Here is a 22,404-nt window from a genome sequence, read left to right as displayed (position 1 = left end):
AAAACATTATATTTTTCTTCTATATTTTTTAATGTACACGCTAAAAACGTTGATATTAAGCCAATTTTACGCGACACGCCCATATATTGTTTAATAGCTAAAAACTGTATTTTGTTAAGATTTTTCTTAATATTTGCTGTTTGTTGTAATTTTTATGCTGGTTTTTATAGTATTTTTGCGTTTTAATATGGTTAAATCGAAAAAATATATAATATTTCACCTATTTTACATATGAAAATAGGCATAGCTTTTATAAGTTATGCCTACAATTTGCGAATAAAAATTAAATATTTAAATATGAATTATACCCATGAATCAGGTTCAATTCCTTGAGGGCCTACGAATTCTCCGTTAGGCACATAGCTTGGCTCTCCTGTATCTTCTAAAACAGCGTCAGCAAACATTGAAACTTGATTGCCAAAGGTCCAATCTCCCTTTATAGTAACCGATTTAGCTGCAGCTAATGCAGGAACAGAGTATGGGAATCTCTCGTTGAAATCATTAATATTGCGATAATATCTTGGGTCTAAATCAATATCTGGGAATATGTAATTACCATCTTCCATTTCATAAGAATCGGTTAAATGGAAACGATCAGAGCGCATAATAAACAAATCGTTTGTAGTTTTAACAGGTAAGAATCGCATTCGATCAACTTCTACACAAATTGCTTCGTCAAAAAGTGATACAGCTGCTCCCATAGCTGTTTCAAGTTGTACAACTTTAGGACTTTCAAGATTAGTAGGGTCTACAGTTTTATTGTTGCAAATAACTGGTAAAGGTAAAACGCCATTATATTTTTTAAGCAGTTTTTTCAAAGCATCTATTCGAATCCAAATATTATTCGTATTAAAATACGGATGCTTATTTATGCTTTGAGCAGATCTACGATCTTCAGGATGCACTTGGCTCATTTCTCTTAAAAGCATGCGTCCGGTTTCGGAATCTCGAACAATATGTCCGCCTTTTCTATCTGCTTGAGTGCGTTTTGCAACCTCGATCATAAAAGGCGCATGAGTGTTTTCAAAATATTGGGCAAGAGTTCTAGATGGACGAGCGCCCAAGTTATCTGAATTTGATATAAACAAATACGAAAAACCGTGATCAGACAATATATCTAATATGCCCGATTCCCAAAGAGTTGAATATAAATCACCGTGTCCAGGAGGGCACCATTCTAAAGTAGGATCTTCAGGATAAGAAACAGGCTCCCCCGTTTCGGCTAGAATCTTAGGCTCTTGATGCTGAATAATTTCTACCGGAATTTCGTTTTGTACAAATTTTCGATTGCGCTTTAAAACTTGCAAAGTGTCTTTAGAAGTTCGGAAAGAATTCATAAGAATAAGAGGCAATTCGACGCCTAAGCGTTGGCGAGCCGTAAGAACCTGTCCGATTATGATATCTATAAAACGCATTTGGCGAGCTTTATGCCTGCGAACCGGTAGTAAAGATTTCGCGCACGACAATCCCATTGAAGTGCCTAAACCGCCATTAAGTTTTATAAAAGCTGTTTTTGCAAAAGCTTTAACTGCTTTATCGTGATCTATAGTTTCATAAATTTCATGAAAACTTGGAACAGTTTTTATTGGCTCGACATCATGTTCACGAATAAAAGATCCTGCTTTATTGTTATTCCAAATATCGTATAAGTGTGAAAATTGTGCTATCGCTGTGTCACTCATGCCCTGCTTACGCATCTTTGCGGCAGACAATTCGAACGCTTCATCCATATTATTAGCCTCCTATTTACACACTTTTACATATCAGTCTATCTATTTGCACAAAGTGACGCAAATACTCGGATTAATTTTCCCAATTTAAGAGTATTGCAAATAAATGAAATGCCGTTAACACGTCTCCGTTGACGCATTAACGACATTTCAAACCAAAATAGATTTTATTGGCATCAGTGTAACTAGCTTGAATTCAAATATGCTATTAAAATTTAAACTCAAGATAATTCACTTATTAATATGAGGTTATTATACCAATACTCATCTATTAGGTGCAATCAGTAACAAATCACTATTAGCATAATCATTCGCTACTATGACTTGAATGGTTGGTTTCTTCACCTTCTTCGTTTTCTTCGTTTTCTTCATTTTGAAGCCCGTTATGATGCTCATCGTAGCCTTGCAAGTAGCGAGTTTGGCGCCAATGATGAATCGAAGCATTAGTACCGCGATGATGTACGTGATAACGGCGTGGAGTACCACCATGAGGTAGCTCTTCAACTTCTTTAGCAACAGCAATCTGATTAACGTTAGAAGGATCCATAATTGCGATAGGTGCAACAGGTTCAGGCTCTGTTGGAGCTGCAGTACGGTTCTTAACGTGTTCTGGAAGCCATTGTGCAAACCACGAAAGTACCCAGCATATGAAGAAGTACACTATTGATGCAACGAAAAGAGTTTGCAAAATGTTAAAATACATTGAACCCAATCGTCTTGATTCTTGTAGCAAGTCAGTGTACATGATGATTGAGCCCAGAGCTGTATCCTTTAACACAACAACAATTTGAGTTACAGCTGCAGGCATCATAGCTATAACAGCCTGTGGCATTTCTATTTGAGTTAAGGATTGATAGTGGCTTAATCCAAGAGCAAGAGATGCTTCGCGCTGTCCATTTGGCAAGTTGCCAACTCCTGCACGAACAAGCTCAGCAACAACAGAACCGTTGTACAAGATTAAAGCAAGAACTACAGCCCAGTATGATGCGTTTTTTATTCCAGAAAAAGCAAATCCTCTCCATAAGAAAATCATAAGCAATAAAACTGGAACAGCTCTACAAAATTCTACGATAATCGACGATATTCCTCGTATAACTATATTCGGTAGTAACCTACATAATCCGAAGAATAATCCAAAGATTATAGATCCAACTATTGCAAGTAATGATGCTTTTAGAGTCATCCATAATCCAGGAAGATAGAAATCAACCCATGCTTCGTATTCTATTGCTGGTTTCCAAAGTTCCCAGGATAATTGATTTTCTCCCTGTGGTGGATTAGCTAAGCGCATAAGAATCGCAACAATAAATAATGCGAATATTATTCCTGCAACAATGTTAGCGATGCGTATCTTTTTTAAAGCTTTTGGACCCGGAGTATCAAATAAAAGTGACTGTTCTTTATTAGACATAATATTCACCTTCTTTTTACCTTCGTACTGCCAATTTGTTTGAAAGATACGTTGTGAGAATTCCGATTGGGATAATTAAAATAACGTATCCAAAAGCGAAAATGAGGAATATAGGTATGATTAAATCTGCGTGTTTTTCAATCATTTCGCTCATCATTGTTGAAGTTTCAGTAGCAACGGACGCGGCTGCCGCAACCGTGGAATTTTTCAGCAATGCAATAAATGTATTTCCTAAAGGTGCAACAGATCCACAAAAAGTCTGTGGAAGAATTACTTGCGTTGCAGATTGGAAGAAATTTAATCCTAATGCTCTGCATGCTTCCGCTTGCCCAACAGGAACAGTATTAAGGCCTGAGCGTAAAGATTCACAGACAAATGCTGCAGTGTAAAGCGATAATCCTGTGATAGCAAGCCAGAAGAAATTCACATCAAATATTGGCGAGAATCCAATTTTTAATTGAGCATACACGCCTAGAACCATAGAAACCATGATTATCGTTAAAGGCATATTTTTGAAAAATTCTACATAAATAGTTGAAATAAGACGTAATGACGCAATAGGACTTATTCTCATAACAACTAATATGATGCCGAGAATTGTAGAAAATAGTATGCTCCACAGTGTTATTTCTATATTAACGAGGAAGGCACCCGGAACGTTATATGATGAAAAAAGTTGAATAAAATCTTGCATTACTCCTCACCTTCCTTAGGAATAGGTGGATTATAAGTTGCGTTTGGCTTAAAACCAGTTCCGCGCAAATTATCGTCTAAAGCTCGTTTCCATGATCCATTTTTAATCATGTCTTTTAGTGCTTCATTAATGCGTTTGGCTAGTTTCTTATTGCCTTTTTTAATCCCAATGCCGTAATGTTCTTCGGTAAATGGCTTGTTTACAAGCTTTAAACGACCTCGAGAAGCAGTTGCTAAACCAGCAAGAATAATATCGTCTGTTGTTACTGCATCCACAATTCCTGAGAATAATGCAGTTGCACATTCTGCATAACCAGGCTGTTGCATAAGCTGTACTTTTGAAGAGTAACGCTCTTTGATAGCAATTGCAGACGTTGAGCCTGTTACTGAGCATAAACGCTTTCCGTCCAAATCGTTTGGACCGCTTACTTTATGCTCATCTTTTCGAACTAGTAAATCCTGACCAGCAATAAAATATGGTCCTGCAAATGTCACCATTTTTTTACGAGCATCCGTAATGGAATACGAAGCAACAATCATATCAACATCGCCATTTTGTAGCATTGCTTCTCGTTGCTTAGAAGGTGCTTCTTTCCACACAATCTGATCTTCAGAATATCCAAGCTTTTTAGCAACATACTTTGCAACATCAACGTCGAATCCAACATAAGTTCCAGCTTTTTTAAAACCTATGCCAGGCTGATCGAATTTGATACCGATCCGTATGACTTTTTTACCATCGCTACGATCGCATGCTGTAAGTGGCATAACGCAACATATGGTACAAAGCATTGCTAGTATCGCACGAAAAATGCGATTTTGTAATATTTTCATATCTTTTCCCTTCATAAGAACTGTTTTAAAGTTTCAGGATTTTTACTGAACGATAAAACAAAAAGCAGATTAATGCGTAAGAATCTTGGAAAGGAAATCTTTTGCGCGATCAGTTTTTGGATGTTCGAAGAATTCTTCAGGAGTAGATTTTTCTAGTATTCTTCCATCTGCCATGAACACTATTTGATCTGCAGCTTTGCGTGCGAAGCCCATCTCGTGAGTTACGCAGATCATTGTCATTCCTTCTTTAGCTAGTTCGACCATAACGTCAAGAACTTCGTTAACCATTTCTGGATCTAATGCTGAAGTTGGTTCGTCAAAAAGCATAACTTTTGGTTGCATTGCAAGCGCTCTAGCTATAGCTACGCGTTGTTGCTGTCCGCCAGAAAGTTGTGAAGGCATTTTATTTGCTTGATTGTCTACTCCAACTCGTGAAAGCAATTCCATTGCGAGAGATTCAGCGCTTTGCTGATCCATATGGCGTACTTTCATAGGAGCAAGAGTTACATTTTCTAAGATTGTTTTATTTGCAAAAAGATTAAAAGATTGGAATACCATGCCAACTTCGGCTCGCAAAGCTGTAAGCTCTTTTCCTTCTTGTGGAAGTGGTTTCCCATCGATTCGTATATCTCCGGAGTCAATGGTTTCAAGGCGATTTATAGTGCGGCACATAGTAGATTTTCCTGATCCAGAAGGACCTACTATTACCAAAACTTCACCTTTATTAACAGTAAGATTTATGTCTTTAAGAACGTGAAGCTTGCCAAAATGTTTTTCAACATGGCTTAATTCAACTAGAGGCTGTTCTGATTGTTCACTATCAGAACTTGTATAAACATCTTCTGAAATATTTTTTTGTGTTGATTCTTGTTTGTTCATAGCGAAAATTTTAATAGATTTGTGTTACGCGTAGTTGTCAACATAGTTACTTTTTGTAACTCTTAAGTTACAAAAATGCCGCCGATATCGAAGAATTGGCGTTTCTCGTTATCAACGGCATATATTTTCGTAACATATATTGATTATTGTATGAAAATATAATTCAAACAATAAAATTTATTTATATATTACACGTTTTTAGTATTTTTTATTTTTTAACTTTACTCGTCTTCATCTGGATCGTAATCAACGCCAGTTTCAGCACGCTGCTCGTCAGAAATTGGAGCAGGAGCACCAGTTAGAGGGTCGCGTCCGCCGCCAGCCTTAGGGAATGCGATTACGTCGCGAATTGAGCTTGCGCCTGCCAAAATTGCAGCAGTACGATCCCAGCCCAAAGCAATACCAGCGTGAGGTGGAGCACCATACTTGAAAGCTTCAAGCAGGAAGCCGAACTTTTCGTCAGCCTCAGCCTTATCGATTCCAAGAACGTTAAGCACACGATCTTGAATATCGTCGCGGTGAATACGAACGGATCCGCCGCCCATTTCGTTACCGTTGCACACGATATCGTAAGAATCGCTCATAGCATGCTCTGGATCTTGATCAAACTTATCAATCCAATCAGCAGATGGCATTGTAAACGGATGGTGCATAGAAGTCCACTTTGAGTGGCCAACAGCAACGTCGTCATCATCTGGATCATCAGTGCGCTTGAACAGTGGGAAGTCAACAACCCAAGTGAAAGCAAACTCATCTGGGTGAAGCAATCCTGCGCGGCTAGCAAGCTCTACACGAACAGCACCGAGCAAAAGCTGCGAAGACTCGCGGGAACCTGCTGCGAAGAACACTGCATCGCCATCTTCTGCTCCAACGGCTTCCTTAAGGCCTGCGCGTTCTTCTTCGCTAAGATTCTTAGCAACAGGACCCTTTAACTCGCCATCTTCACCAAAGATAACGTAAGCCAATCCCTTAGCTCCACGCTGCTTAGCCCAATCCTGCCAAGCGTCAAACTGACGACGAGGAGTTTGTGCGCCGCCCTTAAACAGCACAGCACCAACGTATGAAGCCTGGAACACGCGGAATGGAGTGTTCTTAAAGAAGTCAGTTAATTCAACAAGTGGGTTTCCAAAACGCAAATCTGGCTTATCGGAACCATACTTATCCATTGCTTCCTGCCAAGTAATACGAGGCAAAGGAAGAGTAATTTCGTGACCGGCTTCCTTCCAAATAGCAGCGATAACTCGCTCTGCCATAGCCATAACATCTTCTTGGCTTGCAAAGCTCATTTCCATATCAAGCTGAGTGAACTCAGGCTGACGATCAGCACGGAAGTCTTCATCGCGATAGCAACGAGCAAGCTGATAGTAACGTTCAACACCAGAAACCATGAGCAACTGCTTTAGAAGCTGAGGAGACTGTGGAAGTGCGTACCAAGAGCCTGGAACCAAGCGAGCTGGAACAACGAAGTCGCGAGCGCCTTCTGGAGTGGACTTAATAAATGTTGGTGTTTCAACTTCAGTAAAGTCCATGTCTTCCAAAGCGTGACGAGCAGCTTTAGCCATATCAGAGCGAAGCTTCAAATTGCGTTGCATAGATGGGCGACGCAAATCAAGATAGCGATACTTCAAACGAACATCTTCGCTTGGGAGCTTGTTTTCGGACTCGTTTTCCAAAGCTGTTGAAACTTGGAATGGCAAAGCGTCTGATTTTGCGAGAATAGTAACAGTTTCTGCAACAATCTCAATTTTTCCAGTAGCTAAATGATCGTTTTCATTGCCATCTGGACGCAAGCGAACTTCGCCGGTTACTTGTACAACGAATTCACTACGCAATGGTCGTGCAGTTTCTTCATCGTAAATAACAACCTGAACTAAACCTGTGTTATCACGAACATCGACAAATGCAACGCCACCATGATCACGGCGACGATCAACCCAACCAGCGATGGTTACTTTTTGCCCGACTAATTCTTCAGTCACTTCAACGGCATGATGTGTGCGATACGCCGTCTGGCTCATAAGTCCACTTCCTCTACAATCTAATATTGATATATTCATTTGTTTCTATTGACATGATTTTGCGCGCAACATTCAAGCAAATTTGCAAGAATATTATTTAGCGCAAGAAACTGTCTGCCGGGCATAAACAGTATCCGGTTGCCAAGACGTGGCATCCGCTGTTTCCTGCTCGCCAGTAATAATATTTTTTACTTCATCATGAGATGATTCTGATTCAGTGCTATCTGCAGGGAACCATACATAAGGAATGCCGAGCTTGTCAGCATATTTTATCTGCTTACCAAGCTTTGCTGCACTAGGAGCAACATCGGTTGCAATACCACGTTCTCGCAAAGTTCTAGCGATAGCATTGCACGCAGGACGATCCTCCTCATTCCAAACTGCAACAAGTACTGCAGCAGGAGAAACTCGAGAAACTGTAGTGCCTGCTGTATGAAGCATATAAGAAAGCAATCGAGACATGCCGATAGAAAGTCCTACACCCGGATACTTCTTCTTACCCTGTGAAACTAAGTTATCGTAGCGGCCGCCAGAGCAAATTGATCCAAGAGATTCTGCGTTGTCAAGGAAAGTTTCGTAAACAGAACCAGTGTAGTAGTCAAGTCCACGAGCAATCTTCAAATCAGCAACAACAGCGCCTGGGCGAATACGTGCAGCTTCGTCGACAATCATTGCAAGAGTTTCAACACCTTGTGAAGCTAAAGCGTACGATTCGTTATCTTCATTTCGAGAAATATTATGCTTGTCGCATAATCCGTCGAAACGAGACTTCAACTCATCTCCTGTTTCGGCGGTAAGCTCAGCCAATTCTAAGCATGCAGCAGCTTGAGAAGCTGTAGCGCCGCACTCTTTTACCAAAAGCTTAGCAACTTCTTCAGCGCCAATTTTGTCAAGCTTATCGATTTCTCGAAGAACTCCCTCAATATCGCTTAAGCCAATACCGCGATAAAAACCTTCAGAAAGCTTACGATTATTGGCGTGAACGGTAGCTTTTGGTAAACCAAACTCTCTTAAACGTTCAAGAGCTTCAACCATAACAAGAGGAAGCTCAACTTCGTAGTGTGAAGGCAATTCGCCATTTCCTACAACGTCAATATCAGCTTGAACAAACTCACGGAAACGACCTTCTTGAGGGCGCTCTCCTCTCCAAACTTTTTGCATTTGCCAACGCTTGAATGGGAACGCTAAATCACCCGTGTGTTCAACAACATATCGACTTAAAGGAACAGTTAAATCAAAGTGTAAACCGATACGATCTTCTACTGGAGTGTCGGATTCTTGACCTACTTCTTGCAACCTTGATAATAAGTAAATTTCTTTGCTAGTTTCACCTTTTTTTAAAAGACTCGAACCCTGTTCAACAGCACGAGTTTCAATGCCTATGAAGCCGTTGAGTTCAAAAACTTCTCGAAGTGTATCGATGACACGCTGTTCTACAGCGCGCTCACTAGGAAGCCATTCAGGAAAACCAGATATTGATGAGCCTTGTACCATGCACACTATAATAGGTTATGTTACGGAAAATTATGGCCAAAAGTTATACTATTCGTAATACTGTTACCGTGCATATGCTGTAAGGAGTCGTCCCGTGACCGAACAGACTAAACCAGAAGAAAATACCCAAGTCAACGCTACACCAAAGCCGCATGCGCCGTCGCCTGCAAACTTTGCTCATAAGACCCGCGTTATTGCCCAAGCCCCTACTGTTTCATACAGCGAGGAAGATGTAAAAAGCGCTGAAAAATTTGGTAGAGTTGACGAAAATGGCACTGTTTACGTGCGAGAAGGTGACGCTGAACGCGAAGTAGGACAGTATTCAACTGGAACTCCAGAAGATGCTCTTACTTTCTACGTACACCGCTATCTAGATTTGAAGATAAAGCTGGATCTTTTTGAAAAAAGGCTCGAATCTACTAACGTAAAACCTAAAGAAATTGATGAATCAGTTAACACTTTGGAAGCTGAATTAGCTGAGCCAGCAGTTGTTGGTGATATCGCTGCTTTACGTGCGCGACACGCCGAACTCAAATCTCGTGGTGAATCGAAGAAAGAAGAACTTGCTAAAGCTCGTAAAGATGCTATTGACAAAGCATTAAAAGAACGTACTGCAATTGTAGAGCAAGCTGAATCCTTAGTTGCAAATATGAGTGATTCAACTAATTGGCGTTCTCTAGGAGATAAACTGCGCTCGCTTTTCGACAAGTGGCAGCAGCATCAGCGCAATAGCATTCATTTGAATAAAGCGGATGCAGATGCTTTGTGGCAGAGATTCTCTAAGGCTCGTTCAACATTTACTCAAGCACGTAACGCATGGGTTAAAGAGCGCGATACTGAACGCGATAGCGCTAAAAATGCCAAGGAAGCAATTATTGCTGAAGCAGAAACTTTGAAGAATTCTACCGATTGGCGTGAGACTTCTATGAAGTTCAATGCTTTGATGGATCGTTGGAAGAAAGCTGGAAACGCTGGTCGTCAGCATGATGATGAATTATGGACCAAGTTCCGTGAAGCAGCAGATGTCTTCTATCATGCTCGTCAGGCTGATCGTGAAAAAATGAATGCTAGCGAGAAAGAAAATCTTGCTAAGAAGGAAGCATTATTGAAGCAAGCTGAAGCATTGCTTCCTGTTGAAAACGAAGAAGCTGCTAAACAAGCGCGTAAAGAATTATCTGCTATTCAAGAACAGTGGGATGCAATCGGATACGTTCCTCGCGAAGATATGCGTCGTATTGAAGCTCGTTTGAACGATGTAGATAAGAAAATTAAAGCTGTTGAAGAGGCTGCGTGGAAGGATGAAGATCCTGAAGCTAACGCTCGTAAATCTAGCTTTGCTATGCAATTACAGGCACAACTTGATGAGCTTGATGCTGCAATTGCAAAGGAAACAGATAAGAATCGTAAAGCTAAGCTTGAAGCAGAAAAAGCCACTAAGGAACAATGGCTTAACGCTATTAAGTAATTCTTTTAAGAAGTACTATTAGCTAGTTCTATTAAGTAATGGTTTAGTTTTAGCTTATAAAATTTTCTGAATAAATATGAGGCTGCTTGAAATTCAAGTGGCCTCATATTTGTATATTCTTAATTACGAGTTGAATCTTTCATTAAGGAATTAGCTAACTTAACAAAAGTATTAGCTAATTCGGTGTCTGCTAATTCACCTTTTTCTGTTAGTACTGCAGGCCTACCGCTTTCACATAATTCTCGAATTGACGTATCTAACGGAATTTGCGCTAAAAGAGGTATATTCTTATCTAAGGCTTTGCAAAGCTGCTCACTTACTCGTTTTCCGCCGCCTGACCCAAAAATTTCTAGGCGTTCTCCATTGTTTTCAAACCAACTCATATTTTCAACAACACCTGTAACGCTAACAGGAATTTGTAAGGCCATAAGACCAGCGCGAACTGCTACATCTGAAGCACTTGGCTGAGGTGTTGTAACAACAATAATTTCAACATTTGGCAATGATTGAGCAACAGCTAAAGCCATATCCCCTGTTCCTGGTGCTAAATCTAGAAGTAAAATATCAGGATTCCCCCACCAAACATCTGAAAGAAACTGTTCTAAGGAACGTTGTAATCGCGGCCCTCTCCATAAAATAGCGCGATCTGTGCCTGCAAACATGCCGATAGAAATAAGTTTCACTCCCCAAGCTACAACAGGCATAAGCATGCCATTTAAATTTGTAGGTTGCGAATTGACCCCAAACATTCGAGGTAAAGAAAAACCATAAACATCTGCATCAATCGCGGCAGTATCGTACCCTAATGCTGCAAAAGTCGCAGCTAAATTAGCGGTTATAGAAGATTTTCCAACACCGCCTTTACCTGAAGCAATAGCGAAAACTCGGGTATGATTTCCAGATTTATTAAAAGGGTTTTCTTTACGCTCAGCTTTTAAATCAGATACAAGTTTTGCAAGTTTATCTTCGCTCATAGCTGCAGTAGTAATATGCGGTATAAGTTTAATCTTGGGATATTTAGATACTGCTTCTTTTACTCTTTCTGTTATAACTTCCGCTAGAGGACAGTTTGGAACTGTAAGTTCAAGATTGATATCAACATTGTAAGTGGGCTTGTAATTAGGTTCGTAATCAGTCTCGTGATTAGGTTCGTAAGTATTATCGTAATCAGGCTGTAAGTTTTTGCACGATGAAGTATCGCATTGCGCTTCAGATACACTTACGCCAGTTACCATATTCAGTTCTGTTACTGAACGCCCTAACTCAGGATCTATTACACTACCAAGAAGGTCGTAGACTTTTGTCGCTATCTGATTTGAATCTTCCATTTATTAAGATTCCATTTCGTTTTCTTTTGTATTCGTATTTACATTGTCAAGCGAAGTGTCAATAAATTCATCTAGCGTTAGATCCGCCTGAGATGCTTCTTCTAAGCTACCTGTTTCCAATAAAATCTTAAATTGTTTTTCATTCAACATAGGTATGCCGAGTTCTTGTGCTTTAGTTGCCTTTGACCCAGCATTTTCGCCAATGATTACACAATAAGTATTTTTGCTAACAGAAGACGCGGCTTTACCGCCTCTAGAAGAAATAGCCTCTTTAGCAGAATCTCTAGTAAAATCTTCTAAAGAACCTGTAACAACAACAGTTTTTCCACTAAGCGTTTGTTCAAGCTTATTAGAAGAATCAGGATTACCGACTACGCCAGCTTCTTTCCAATTGCGTAAAATTTCACTTCGCCAATCATTAGGATCCTTAGATTTTTCAAACCAATCATAAACAGCTTGAGCAATCTCAGGACCAACTCCATTAATATTTGTAAGCTCTTCAATAGAAGCATTAGAAATATTATCTAAAGACCCAAAATGCTCAGCAATTAATCGAGCAGTTGGAGGGCCAAGTCTGCGTATAGAAAGCGCTACTAGAACTCTCCACAAAGTTGCAGATTTACCTTTTTGTGATATTTCTTCTAGCATGCTTCTTGTAGTTTCACTAGGGCGCTTATAAAAAGGCACACCAATCGTAACAAGACAACCATCTTGACGTATTTGTTTATCTCTTATTTCGGTTACAAAAGCATCGCGCGGAACTTCAAATCCAGGATAATTAGGGTCAAATTGTTCTATAGAAGTATTTTCAGAAATATCAGTAGGGTTATTTTCATATTCATCTTTAGAACTAGATAATATCGTTTTTTGCTCTACGCGCTTAGCTTCCAGTTTACGAGTCCAAAAAGCAGGTACCAGATTCCATAATCCAGATCCGCCAATTTTCTTTGATCTCTTCTTTAATTTTCCGTCTTTTCCTACTTCTTCCCATTCTTCAACAAGAGGAATTTCCTTCCAAACTTTAACATTGCGTAAATCTTCAGCACTAATATTGAAAATATCAGCTTCGCTAGTTAGAACAGGAGTTTGAGGAAGAGGAAGATCGCAACTTGACTTTGGAAGAGTAGGAGTAACAGAAGATCCTCGTTGAATAGCAATTCGCTTTATATTCTCATCTTCTATATAAACCTCTGATGTAGCTGGTCTAGAATCTTCAGGATTAGTTAAAGCTAAAGCCGAAGCATCACCCAAATTCTCAATATCAAAAGCTTGTCTAGAAGCCAAGTGAATTATTCGCTCAGTAAGTTGAGCTGGGCAGTTTTCAACATTAGGACAACGAATATCTTTATCCCCCTCTTTTGCAGGAGCAAGCTTTGCGCCGCAAGATGGGCATAATTCCGGCATTACGAATTTTCTTAATTCTTTTTCATGACCATTACGCGCTGCAAGAACTGGACCCACGAGTTCTGGTATTACATCTCCAGCTTTACGCACGACGACGGTATCCCCTATAAGAACTCCCTTATGCTCAACTTCATACGCATTATGCAAAGTTGTACGAGAAATAGTAGATCCTGCCACTGTTACCGGTTCGAGTATTGCTACTGGAGTTACTCTTCCAGTTCTTCCAACTTGTACAACAATATCTTTAAGAAGCGTATTCACTTCCTCAGGCGGGTATTTATATGCAATAGCCCATCTTGGCGCTCGCGAAGTTGCTCCAAGTTTACGTTGCAAAGCGCGATCGTCTACTTTAATAACAATTCCATCCAAAGCATGTATTACGGTCGCTCGATGCTCACCATAATAATCAATCATGTCTTGAATTTGTTCAAAATTATTGACGTTACGAGTATAAGGAGAAACAGGAATACCCCATTGTTTGTATAACGAATAAGCATCAGATTGATTAAATGTTGTTTCGCTATTTGCGTGACGAGTTGAATTTTTCCAGCGCAATTCACCTAGGCCATGTGCAAAAAAGCTTAAATGACGTGATGCTGTAATTCTAGGATCTTTTTGACGCAAGGACCCAGCTGCCGCATTTCTTGGGTTAGCGAATAGTGGTTTTTCTGCATCTTCTTGTTCTTCGTTAAGTTTGCGGAAATCTTCCCATGTCATAAATACTTCGCCGCGTATTTCCACAAATTCTGGAATATCATCGGAATTTTCAGCATGTAATTGTGTAGGTATAGCGTCAATAGTTCTTACGTTAAGTGAGATATCTTCGCCTGTTACTCCATCCCCTCGAGTAAGACCTTGTTCAAGAGTTCCATTTCTGTAAATTAAATTCAACGCTAAACCGTCAATTTTAACTTCACATGTCATAGGTAGAGGCTTGTTTTCTGGCCAGTTTAAATCGCGAATTACGCTGTCATACCAGTCTTTCAATTCATCAAAAGAAAATACATCATCTAAACTCATCATTCTAGATGGGTGTTTTACAGAAGCGAAATCATTCGAAAAAGTTCCACCCACGCGGTGCGTTGGAGATTGTGGGGTGTCTAATGTTGGGAATGTTGCTTCAAGAGCGCTTAACATTCTCATACGTGCATCGTATGCTGCATCTGAGCTTGTAGGCGAATCTTCTACATAGTAAGCAATCTGATCAGATTGAGTCCATGCTGCTAATTTTGCCCATAGTCTAGCGGCTTGTTCTGTTGTTAATAACGATGGCTGTACATTTTCTAATGCGAGCGCATCTGCATCTGTTGGTTCTAGTTTAGAAATCCATTCGTTTATATCTATATTCGGACTCCAAGTATGTGCAGTATGTTCGATGGAATTGTTTCTGTCTGTATTGCTATTGCTGCTGTCCGTATAGCTAGCATCTGTATAGCTAGCATCTGCATTGTTGTCTGTGATACTAGCTGTATTTGTGTTTGTATTAGAGTTTTGAGCATAAGTTTGATTGTCAAAATCAAAAAGTGACAGTTGCACGTCTTGGTTATCTGCAGCTTTTTTGCTTATACTCATTGTTATCCCTTTCGCTACCCCACGCCCAACAGTGGAATAAAATTACACAAATCGCAACTCTCATTCATATAATATGATAATCGCTGCTTGTAATGTTATGCATTTAGTGAACGTAAAAATTGCATTTGCGTAGCATTGTTGATTTCATTATCGCTTTGAGTGTATTTCATTCGCGCAGATGCTACACACAGTGTTCTAGCTATAACGAACATTCCATTGTTTACAGTACTTTTCGCGGCAGAATCAATAATAGAATGTGCATTTGTATTAGGCCATTCTGGTATGTTTTTCTCTTTGAGAATTTTACTAATATCATTTGTATTTTCAGGTATAGGCATGCATTGCGATGTCATACGTGATATAAGCTCATTCTTCTCAATTTGAAGAGTTCCAATATTATCCGGGGAGATATTTTCGGCCATTTTATATGCTGCTAAAGCGCTGTCAAAATTATCTCTCATCCATTCTGCGTAAGCTAACCTATAATATGCAAATGCTGCATCATCTTGATCCAAAGATACTCGCAAAGCGTTTAAGCAAGCAGCGTATGCAGAATCCCAATCTTCATTATTTGATAATTCTGTAGCTAAGCGTAAGTGCGAAAGCGCGTATGTAGGAGCATATGAGACCATAGTGCGCAAGTGTTGCAAAGTTTTATTACTATCATGCAATTGTGAGTAGATGTCAGCTAATTCCATATGAGCGTAGAATAATCCATCTGGAATTAAACGCATTGATTCGTTATTGTTTGCGAACATGCGATTATATATGACTCTTTCAGCATATGAATTGAAATATCTAGGTATAGATTTTCCTTCTGAAAACATTGAATCGTAATATGCTATTTTCTTCTCATATTCTTCGATTCCGCTTGTAACTTCCCCGCGTTCAAATTGATTATGAGCTTTTAATTGCGTATTTCGAATTTCCTTAGAAATATTAAAAGTGATTTCAGGAATTGGCTCCTCGTCAATAATTGCTTTAGTTATTATTTCCGCTTTTTCTGTTAATTCTGGGTCATCAATATCGTTTATTATGCTCATTGCCATACGTGCTTTTTCGGCAGTTGTAGGCATTAATTCTGAAGAAATATGATGGAAATCGGAAACAGCTTGTTGCAATAAATCTTCTCTTTGTATTGCAAGTCCTTGAGATGTAGATGTTCCTAACAAATCTTCAATATTGCTATCAAACACTGAATCTGAAAATTCTGGTTCTTCTTGTGCGCCACGCGGAGCAAAGCATGTATCACGTAAATCAAATGTAGGCTCTACAGGTTTTAAAGCGTGATTTTCATCTATATCAATATTTGCGCAGAATTCGCGATATGTGTTTATTGGATTTCGCAAGCCATTTTTACGCAGATGTTTTACGAATTTTTGTCTTTCAAAGTTCACGGTCATTAAAGTTTTGCGTGTTTTTTCTATTCGTATAGGTTGATTAGATTCATCTTTTTGTGCATCTTGAATGGTCGCATTAATTTGATTAGCTAAATTATTTTGATTGTTTTGATTAGCTTGATTATTCTGATTGTTTTGATTTACTTCTGACGAATCAAAATTTTGTGAATCGTGAATTTGATCAGGATTACCATGAACGTCACCATCTTTAGGCTCACCTTTTGATGGAGTTTCATGATTCATCATGTTATTAATAGCGCTAATAGTACGGCTTAAAAGTCTGTTTATAGCATTGTTGTTTGCTACTACCATATCTTCAAGCCCAATAGAATCCAATCGCACTGATACGTTTTGTATTGCAGGATTAGCAGCAAAAGCTAAGGTTGCAAGAATAATTCCAAGTCGCAAATTGTATTCTGTTGACATAAAAGATCGATCTGAATCAGTTAAATTGACCCAATGCTTTTTTGCTTTGTCATACTTTCTTTTAGGCATAACAGAAGATTCCGTTGCCATGAAACCAATAGCAACATTTCCGTCTTCAATATTTGATCGGAAGTCTGCATCAAATCTGAACGGAGTGTACATTGTTTTAATCAAACGCGAAAGTCTTTGCCTATAGGACCATTCATTATTAGATTTATAGTCACGAATCATCGCTTTTTTGCGTTCTTGACGAACTTGCTTCCATATAGCTTCAATCGGCTTGATTTTATCGTCGTTAAGTGGATCTCCTAGATTTTTAAAAAGATCCGGATAGGCAGAAAAAGCAGGATCTTCAAGTAAAGCTATATCTATTTGCGCTGCCTGCTTGAAAGTTATTTCATCTTCAGTTAGATTATCTCCATTAAACGCATTTGTTTCCAAGTAATTACTAATAGTATTTATTCTGTTTAATGCGCCTTCAATGTTTAGAACAGTGATTGCTGTTTCTGGATCTAATGCATTATCCCAAGAAATAACATAGTTTCTGGAAACTTTCGACTTATCTAAATGTAGAGTTTCAGCTCCATGATGTTGTTCTAATGATCTAACCGGTTTAAGTGCTTTTGATTCGTGCATTAAACGTTCGTAATAAGCTTCCAATCCAGAATATCTAAGACCAGAGTATCTAGCTTTCTTTATATCCTTAACACTTCCTCGTATAGCGCACAGAGGAGCTTCTTTTTGGAGTCGGCGGAATATATTTTCAACTCCAAAACTGGTTAATGAACCTGAAAGATCAGGAATTAGGTAAGTAGCAAAAAATGCAATAGCTATAGTGTCTTGATAAGAAAGATTATGCCTTAGGGATTCAGGTAAAGGCGTACGAATTTGTTCAATAGTATAAGTTCTGTGGTTATTAAGACTTGTTGAAAGCCATGAAGCAGCCCAATGTAGTCCGTCAAATGGAGATGACTGTATAACAACATCTCCGCATAAAGCATTTAAAGAAGATTCTTTTTTTAATCTAGAAAATGTTTGTAATAAGAACTTAATTCTTCCAAGAAAAGTATGTGATTTTTCTTCAAAATTAGTGCTTTCTACGCTGTTTTCGCTTGTTGTTTTCTCGTCTTTTGTTCGTGCTTTATTATCGTTTTCTGTGTTGTTTTCTGTGTTGTTTTCTACATCTATGTTAGCGTTTTTAACGCTTCCTGTAATTACGCAGTCATCTTCGTCAATTTGATCTTCATCAATGCAATCATCGTCATTATCGTCATAGAACGGATACTTGTATACGTAAGGAGTATTGAATATTTTCGATATTTTTTCTACTTCATTAACGAGTTCTGGGCAGTTTATACGCATATCCTCGATTTCTTTGCCCATTTTCTTTGTGCTTTTATAATCTTCAAAATATATATTATTTTCGCTTTTAGGATCGTAAGTTTCTTTCCAAGACTTTTTAATATTTTCCAATAAAGTATTAAAGCTACTAGGAGTATTTTTCCCATAAAATCGAGATTTATTTTTAAGTGTAATTTCTTGCTGTTCTATAAGGGAAACAGATGGGAAATTGTTATACGTATCTTCAACAGATATGTCGTTTCCAACGTATACGCGACCTTCATAATCAGCTATTGCTAGTTGTCTAAATTTTTTATTTTTATCTTCAAATAAGCCTAATGAAAGTATCGGTTTGGAAGGTTTGTTGTTAAAAATAGATTTTTCTGATTCATCCGATTTTGCGCATTTATTATCGTAATGAATCCAACCATAAGAAATGCCCTCTGGAAGGCCTTTTATATCATTAAGAATGTGTTTTTTAGCAAAACGAGGGACATTTATTAAACCGCTATTTAAAGTTGATTCGTTTGATTCGTCTAAATCGTTTAAATCGGTTGAATTGTTCGATTGATATGAGTGATTAGTCGAGTAATTTGTGTCAGTTCTGTCAGTTGTGTCAGTTGTTTTATCGTTCAGTGGCATCTTGTCTGTCATGATCCCCCAATTCTTTTAAGTCTTCTAAGTCTTCTAATCCTTCTAAGTCATGCGAAATGCATGCGACCTTTGTTCTTTTAATGCCACATGTAACTTTTATGCACTCTTCACACTAATAACATTATATTCACTATATAAGCTGTATATAAGCAGTATATATGAAAACTATTTTTCTTGCATTGAATGTTGGCTGATTCTATTTTTGTTAATAATCATCTATTTTGTTTATGACTCAGTGTTTTTGCCTATAACCCGTGTTTTTGTCGCTTTTGGTATTTTTATATATTTTGATGTCTTTATATATATTGATATTTTGGAATTATCTAGGATTAATTTGGGATTTACTTCAAAGCTTGCACATGCGCTTAAGATATGTAATGGCGAATAAAAAAACTCAGCGAAATATGAGACATATATACTTAAGACTCACATTGGAGCGGACAACGGGACTCGAACCCGCGCTCTCAACCTTGGCAAGGTCGCGCTTTACCAACTAAGCTATGTCCGCAAACAAGTAGACATATTAGCTTTATTTTTAAGCAATTGCAAGTTGAAGAATCGAATAAAATTTTATTTTTACTTTTTGGCTACATAGTAGCGTTTTTACGGAGTGTTGTGAGCTGTAAAATTATCTGCTATTAAATACAATAAGAATTATTATCATTAACTATAAAAATATTTATAATTTTTGTCTATAATTTGATTTTTCTATGAAAAAAATTAAAAAGTAATGTAGAATAAAAAAGTGGTTTCGCTCAATGAAAGAACGAAAGCTATAAAAGAACAAAATAGCAATGTGATATAGAACGAGGAGGTATCTATGAAGGCTATTGTTGCTACCAAGGATAAGAAAGCTCAGGTTGTTGAGAAGGAATTGCGACCTTTAGAGTTCGGTGAAGCTTTGCTTGATATGGAGTGCTGCGGTGTATGCCACACTGATTTGCATGTTAAGAACCAGGATTTTGGAGATAAAACTGGTGTAGTACTTGGACACGAAGGAATTGGTGTTGTACGCGAAGTCGGTCCTGGAGTTACTACGCTTAAGCCTGGTGATCGCGCTTCTGTAGCTTGGTTCTTCAAGGGTTGCGGACATTGCGAGTTTTGCACTACAGGTCGTGAGACTTTGTGTCGTAGCGTTTTAAATGCTGGTTATACTGCTGATGGTGGTATGTCTGAGCAGTGCATTGTTGCAGCAGATTATGCTGTAAAAGTTCCTGAAGGATTGGATCCAGCTCCAGCAAGCTCTATTACCTGTGCAGGCGTTACTACGTATAAAGCTATTAAGGAATCCGGAGTACATCCTGGAGAATGGCTTATTCTCTTTGGACTTGGTGGCTTAGGCAATCTTGCCTTGCAATATGCTAAGAATGTTTTTGGCGCTCATGTTATTGCTGTTGATATTAATGAGGGTCAGCTTGAATTTGCACAGAAGTATGGCGCAGATTTGTGCGTTAATCCGCTTAAAGAAGATGTTGCTGAATTTGCGATGAAGAAGGTCGGCGGTGCTCACGGCGCTGTGGTCACCGCCGTTAATAAGGAGGCATTCAACGCAGCTGTTGATTCAGTACGCGCTGGCGGAACTGTTGCAGCTGTAGGTCTCCCACCTGAGAATATGGAGTTAAGCATTCCTCGTTTGGTACTTGACGGTATTCGCTTGGTCGGTTCTCTTGTAGGTACTCGTAAGGATTTGGAGGAAGCATTCCAGTTTGGTGCTGAAGGAAAGGTTGTTCCACAATGCCACATGCGTAAGATGGAAGATATTAATGATATCTTCGATGAGATGCTTGCAGGCAAGATTCGTGGACGCATGGTAATCGATCTTTCGCACTGAGTAAAAACAACTCGTTTAATATAAATGATTTATGATTTTTGAATTGTTTATATAAACCTGGAGCTTAAGGATATTAATCTGTTACTTAACATTAAGTGCTGAATATTTAGAGAGATAGAAGAATATAACTGAAGACATGATATGAATTAATGGCCACTTCCCTATTGGATCTGGCCATTAATTTTTTGGACTATGTATGTAGTAAGCCTTACAAGCACTGGATGCACTTGTAAGGCTTACTTGTTTCAGATTTTTAGTGTTTTAACTTGAAGACTTATTTTATTTGCTTGCTTACTTGCTTTCGTCATCGCGCTTTGGAGAAGATGGTGTTGCACCTTTTTCAAGCACTCGACCAGGTCCTGCAAGATAAGCTGCGCGTCCTGCCTCAATACCAAGCTTGAAAGCTTTAGCCATAAGCACAATATCGTTTGCAGTAGCAACTCCAGTATTTGCCATTACAGCTGCAGCACCCATTTCCATTGCTTCAGCAGCCTGGCTTGGAACGCCAATGCCAGCATCGACAATAACAGGAAGATCGATTTCGTCGATAATAAGCTGAATAAACTTCTTAGTTTCAAGACCCTTGTTAGAGCCAATCAAAGAGCCAAGAGGCATAATTGCAGCAGCTCCAGCGTCGCGCATTGCCTTAGCAAAATAAAGGTCAGGATACATGTAAGGAAGAACAGTAAAGCCTTCGTCAGCCAAAATCTTTGTTGCTTGCAAAGTAGCTTCATTGTTTGGCAACAAATACTTGCGATCAGGAATAATCTCAAGCTTGATGAAGTTACCGCAACCCATTTCGCGAGCAATATGAGCAGTGTTAACTGCTTCCTCTACAGTTACGCATCCGCTAGTATTAGGCAAAATGGTAACGCCTTCTGGAATATGCTTTAAAATTCCTGCAGCTTTCTCACTATAGCGAATTGCTACAGTAATCATTTCAGCTTTAGCGCTATTTACTGCGGCATCAATAAGCTCCTCAGAATACTTTCCAGAACCCAAAATGTATCGAGAAGTAAACTTCTTACCGCCTAATTCTAAATAATCTTCATTCTCCATAATTTCCTCCATTTTTTATCCATTTCAACGCTTCTAACGCTTCTAAACTTGCGATAATCGAAACATAAGGCAAATACAAGCCTTCTTCAGGAGAAGACTTAAAATCACCTACTAAGCACACGTTTGAAAGATGCTTAATTTTGACGTTCCTAATATCTCCAAGTCCAGATAAGCCAGAAGCAGTAATAACATATTTGTTAGGATGATTCATGAAATAGTCAAGAACCATTGCTTTTGATTCGCGATTGTCGAATGCTTCAATAAACAAGTCGGAGCGCTCAGCAATCTCATCTAACGATTCCGGCGTAACTTTCTGCACAAAATCTTCTACTTCAACATACGGCAAAGTTTCATTAAGCCGCGCTTTAGTAGCAGATACTTTGTGTTGTCCAATTTCGTTAATCGTATAATTTTGACGGTTTAAATTCGAATACTCGATACTGTCAAAATCGTAAATGTACAACTTTTTTACGCCGGCTCGCGCAAGCATCAACGCAATATTTGATCCCAAACCGCCGCAGCCAAGTATTGAAACTGATTGTTGAGCAAACAAATCATTATCTTCCTTTAGCTGACGTTTAAGAACTTTTGCGCGAATATCGTCACTTTCCATTCATCCTCCTCCCATAATGCTAAATACTTCAATTTTTGCGTTATCTTTAACTATGAAAGTTTCAAAATCTTTGCGTTTTACTAATTCACCATCAACTTCTATTGCAACAAAAGTACTGTCGTAGCCTTCGCGCTTAAGTAGTTCAAGTAAATTCTCGTTCTCAACATAATCCACAGTATCGTGATTAAGTTTCAGCACACTTACCTCCTTTCTGTAGAATATGCTTTAAGCTTTAAATATTACGTTTAAATA

Annotated in this window: 15 protein-coding genes and 1 tRNA gene; 2 read left to right on the top strand and 14 right to left on the bottom strand. The window is 38.7% G+C overall.

What is annotated here, in order from left to right; genetic code table 11:
- Nucleotides 1-302: 302 nt before the first annotated feature.
- From BFS05_RS01290 to hisS, 7 genes are all read right to left on the bottom strand, one after another.
- Nucleotides 303-1,730: a UTP--glucose-1-phosphate uridylyltransferase gene (locus tag BFS05_RS01290; protein WP_103084249.1), complete on the bottom strand. Its 1,428-nt coding sequence runs from the start codon at nt 1,728-1,730 to the stop codon at nt 303-305.
- Between the two features lie 307 nt (nt 1,731-2,037).
- A complete protein-coding gene (locus tag BFS05_RS01285; RefSeq protein WP_103084248.1) occupies nt 2,038-3,141 on the bottom strand; it encodes an amino acid ABC transporter permease in 1,104 nt (367 codons plus the stop codon).
- 16 nt (nt 3,142-3,157) lie between these two features.
- On the bottom strand, nt 3,158-3,835 hold the full coding sequence (locus tag BFS05_RS01280; protein ID WP_103084247.1) for an amino acid ABC transporter permease: 678 nt from the start codon (nt 3,833-3,835) through the stop codon (nt 3,158-3,160).
- Nucleotides 3,835-4,668 carry a glutamate ABC transporter substrate-binding protein gene (locus BFS05_RS01275; protein ID WP_103084246.1) on the bottom strand — a complete coding sequence of 278 codons (834 nt, stop codon included), beginning with the start codon at nt 4,666-4,668 and terminating at the stop codon, nt 3,835-3,837. The genes BFS05_RS01280 and BFS05_RS01275 overlap by 1 nt, the downstream gene beginning before the upstream one ends.
- Before the next feature lie 69 nt (nt 4,669-4,737).
- Nucleotides 4,738-5,547: an amino acid ABC transporter ATP-binding protein gene (locus tag BFS05_RS01270; RefSeq protein WP_103084245.1), complete on the bottom strand. Its 810-nt coding sequence runs from the start codon at nt 5,545-5,547 to the stop codon at nt 4,738-4,740.
- A 221-nt stretch (nt 5,548-5,768) separates the two neighbouring features.
- A complete protein-coding gene (gene aspS, locus BFS05_RS01265; protein ID WP_103084244.1) occupies nt 5,769-7,565 on the bottom strand; it encodes an aspartate--tRNA ligase in 1,797 nt (598 codons plus the stop codon).
- Nucleotides 7,566-7,658: 93 nt separating this feature from the next.
- Nucleotides 7,659-9,059, bottom strand: coding sequence for a histidine--tRNA ligase (gene hisS / locus BFS05_RS01260; RefSeq protein WP_103084243.1), 1,401 nt, complete (start codon nt 9,057-9,059; stop codon nt 7,659-7,661).
- A 94-nt stretch (nt 9,060-9,153) separates the two neighbouring features.
- Here hisS and BFS05_RS01255 point away from each other — a divergent pair, with 94 nt between their 5' ends.
- Nucleotides 9,154-10,524 carry a DUF349 domain-containing protein gene (locus BFS05_RS01255; RefSeq protein WP_103084242.1) on the top strand — a complete coding sequence of 457 codons (1,371 nt, stop codon included), beginning with the start codon at nt 9,154-9,156 and terminating at the stop codon, nt 10,522-10,524.
- Nucleotides 10,525-10,643: 119 nt separating this feature from the next.
- On the opposite strand, the gene BFS05_RS01250 is transcribed toward BFS05_RS01255, so the two are convergent.
- The 4 genes from BFS05_RS01250 to BFS05_RS01235 all read right to left on the bottom strand — a co-directional run bounded on the left by BFS05_RS01250 (nt 10,644) and on the right by BFS05_RS01235 (nt 19,157).
- A complete protein-coding gene (locus tag BFS05_RS01250) occupies nt 10,644-11,852 on the bottom strand; it encodes an Mrp/NBP35 family ATP-binding protein (RefSeq protein WP_103084241.1) in 1,209 nt (402 codons plus the stop codon).
- A gap of 3 nt (nt 11,853-11,855) precedes the next feature.
- Nucleotides 11,856-14,828, bottom strand: coding sequence for an NAD-dependent DNA ligase LigA (ligA, locus tag BFS05_RS01245; protein WP_258004171.1), 2,973 nt, complete (start codon nt 14,826-14,828; stop codon nt 11,856-11,858).
- A gap of 95 nt (nt 14,829-14,923) precedes the next feature.
- Complete coding sequence (locus tag BFS05_RS01240) at nt 14,924-18,649, bottom strand: tetratricopeptide repeat protein (protein WP_103084240.1); 3,726 nt, start codon at nt 18,647-18,649, stop codon at nt 14,924-14,926.
- Nucleotides 18,650-19,081: 432 nt separating this feature from the next.
- Nucleotides 19,082-19,157, bottom strand: a tRNA-Gly gene (locus BFS05_RS01235).
- Between the two features lie 312 nt (nt 19,158-19,469).
- Between BFS05_RS01235 and adhP the strand changes: the two genes are divergently transcribed.
- Nucleotides 19,470-20,480, top strand: coding sequence for an alcohol dehydrogenase AdhP (gene adhP / locus BFS05_RS01230; protein ID WP_103084239.1), 1,011 nt, complete (start codon nt 19,470-19,472; stop codon nt 20,478-20,480).
- Between the two features lie 291 nt (nt 20,481-20,771).
- On the opposite strand, the gene BFS05_RS01225 is transcribed toward adhP, so the two are convergent.
- From BFS05_RS01225 to thiS, 3 genes are read right to left on the bottom strand one after another with little or no spacing between them, the layout of a single operon-like run.
- Complete coding sequence (locus BFS05_RS01225; protein ID WP_004108959.1) at nt 20,772-21,539, bottom strand: thiazole synthase; 768 nt, start codon at nt 21,537-21,539, stop codon at nt 20,772-20,774.
- Nucleotides 21,529-22,152 carry a sulfur carrier protein ThiS adenylyltransferase ThiF gene (gene thiF, locus BFS05_RS01220; protein ID WP_103084238.1) on the bottom strand — a complete coding sequence of 208 codons (624 nt, stop codon included), beginning with the start codon at nt 22,150-22,152 and terminating at the stop codon, nt 21,529-21,531. The genes BFS05_RS01225 and thiF overlap by 11 nt, the downstream gene beginning before the upstream one ends.
- Nucleotides 22,153-22,350 (bottom strand): sulfur carrier protein ThiS, encoded by a 198-nt coding sequence (thiS, locus tag BFS05_RS01215; protein WP_004106666.1) that lies wholly within the window; start codon nt 22,348-22,350, stop codon nt 22,153-22,155. It lies immediately after the preceding gene.
- Nucleotides 22,351-22,404: the final 54 nt, after the last annotated feature.

The sequence above is a fragment of the Gardnerella coleohominis genome (genome assembly GCF_002896555.1).
GTDB classification, from domain to species: Bacteria; Actinomycetota; Actinomycetes; order Actinomycetales; family Bifidobacteriaceae; genus Bifidobacterium; species Bifidobacterium vaginale_F.
Note: the sequence above shows the minus strand (reverse complement) of the source record. Positions and strands in the feature narration are given on the sequence as shown.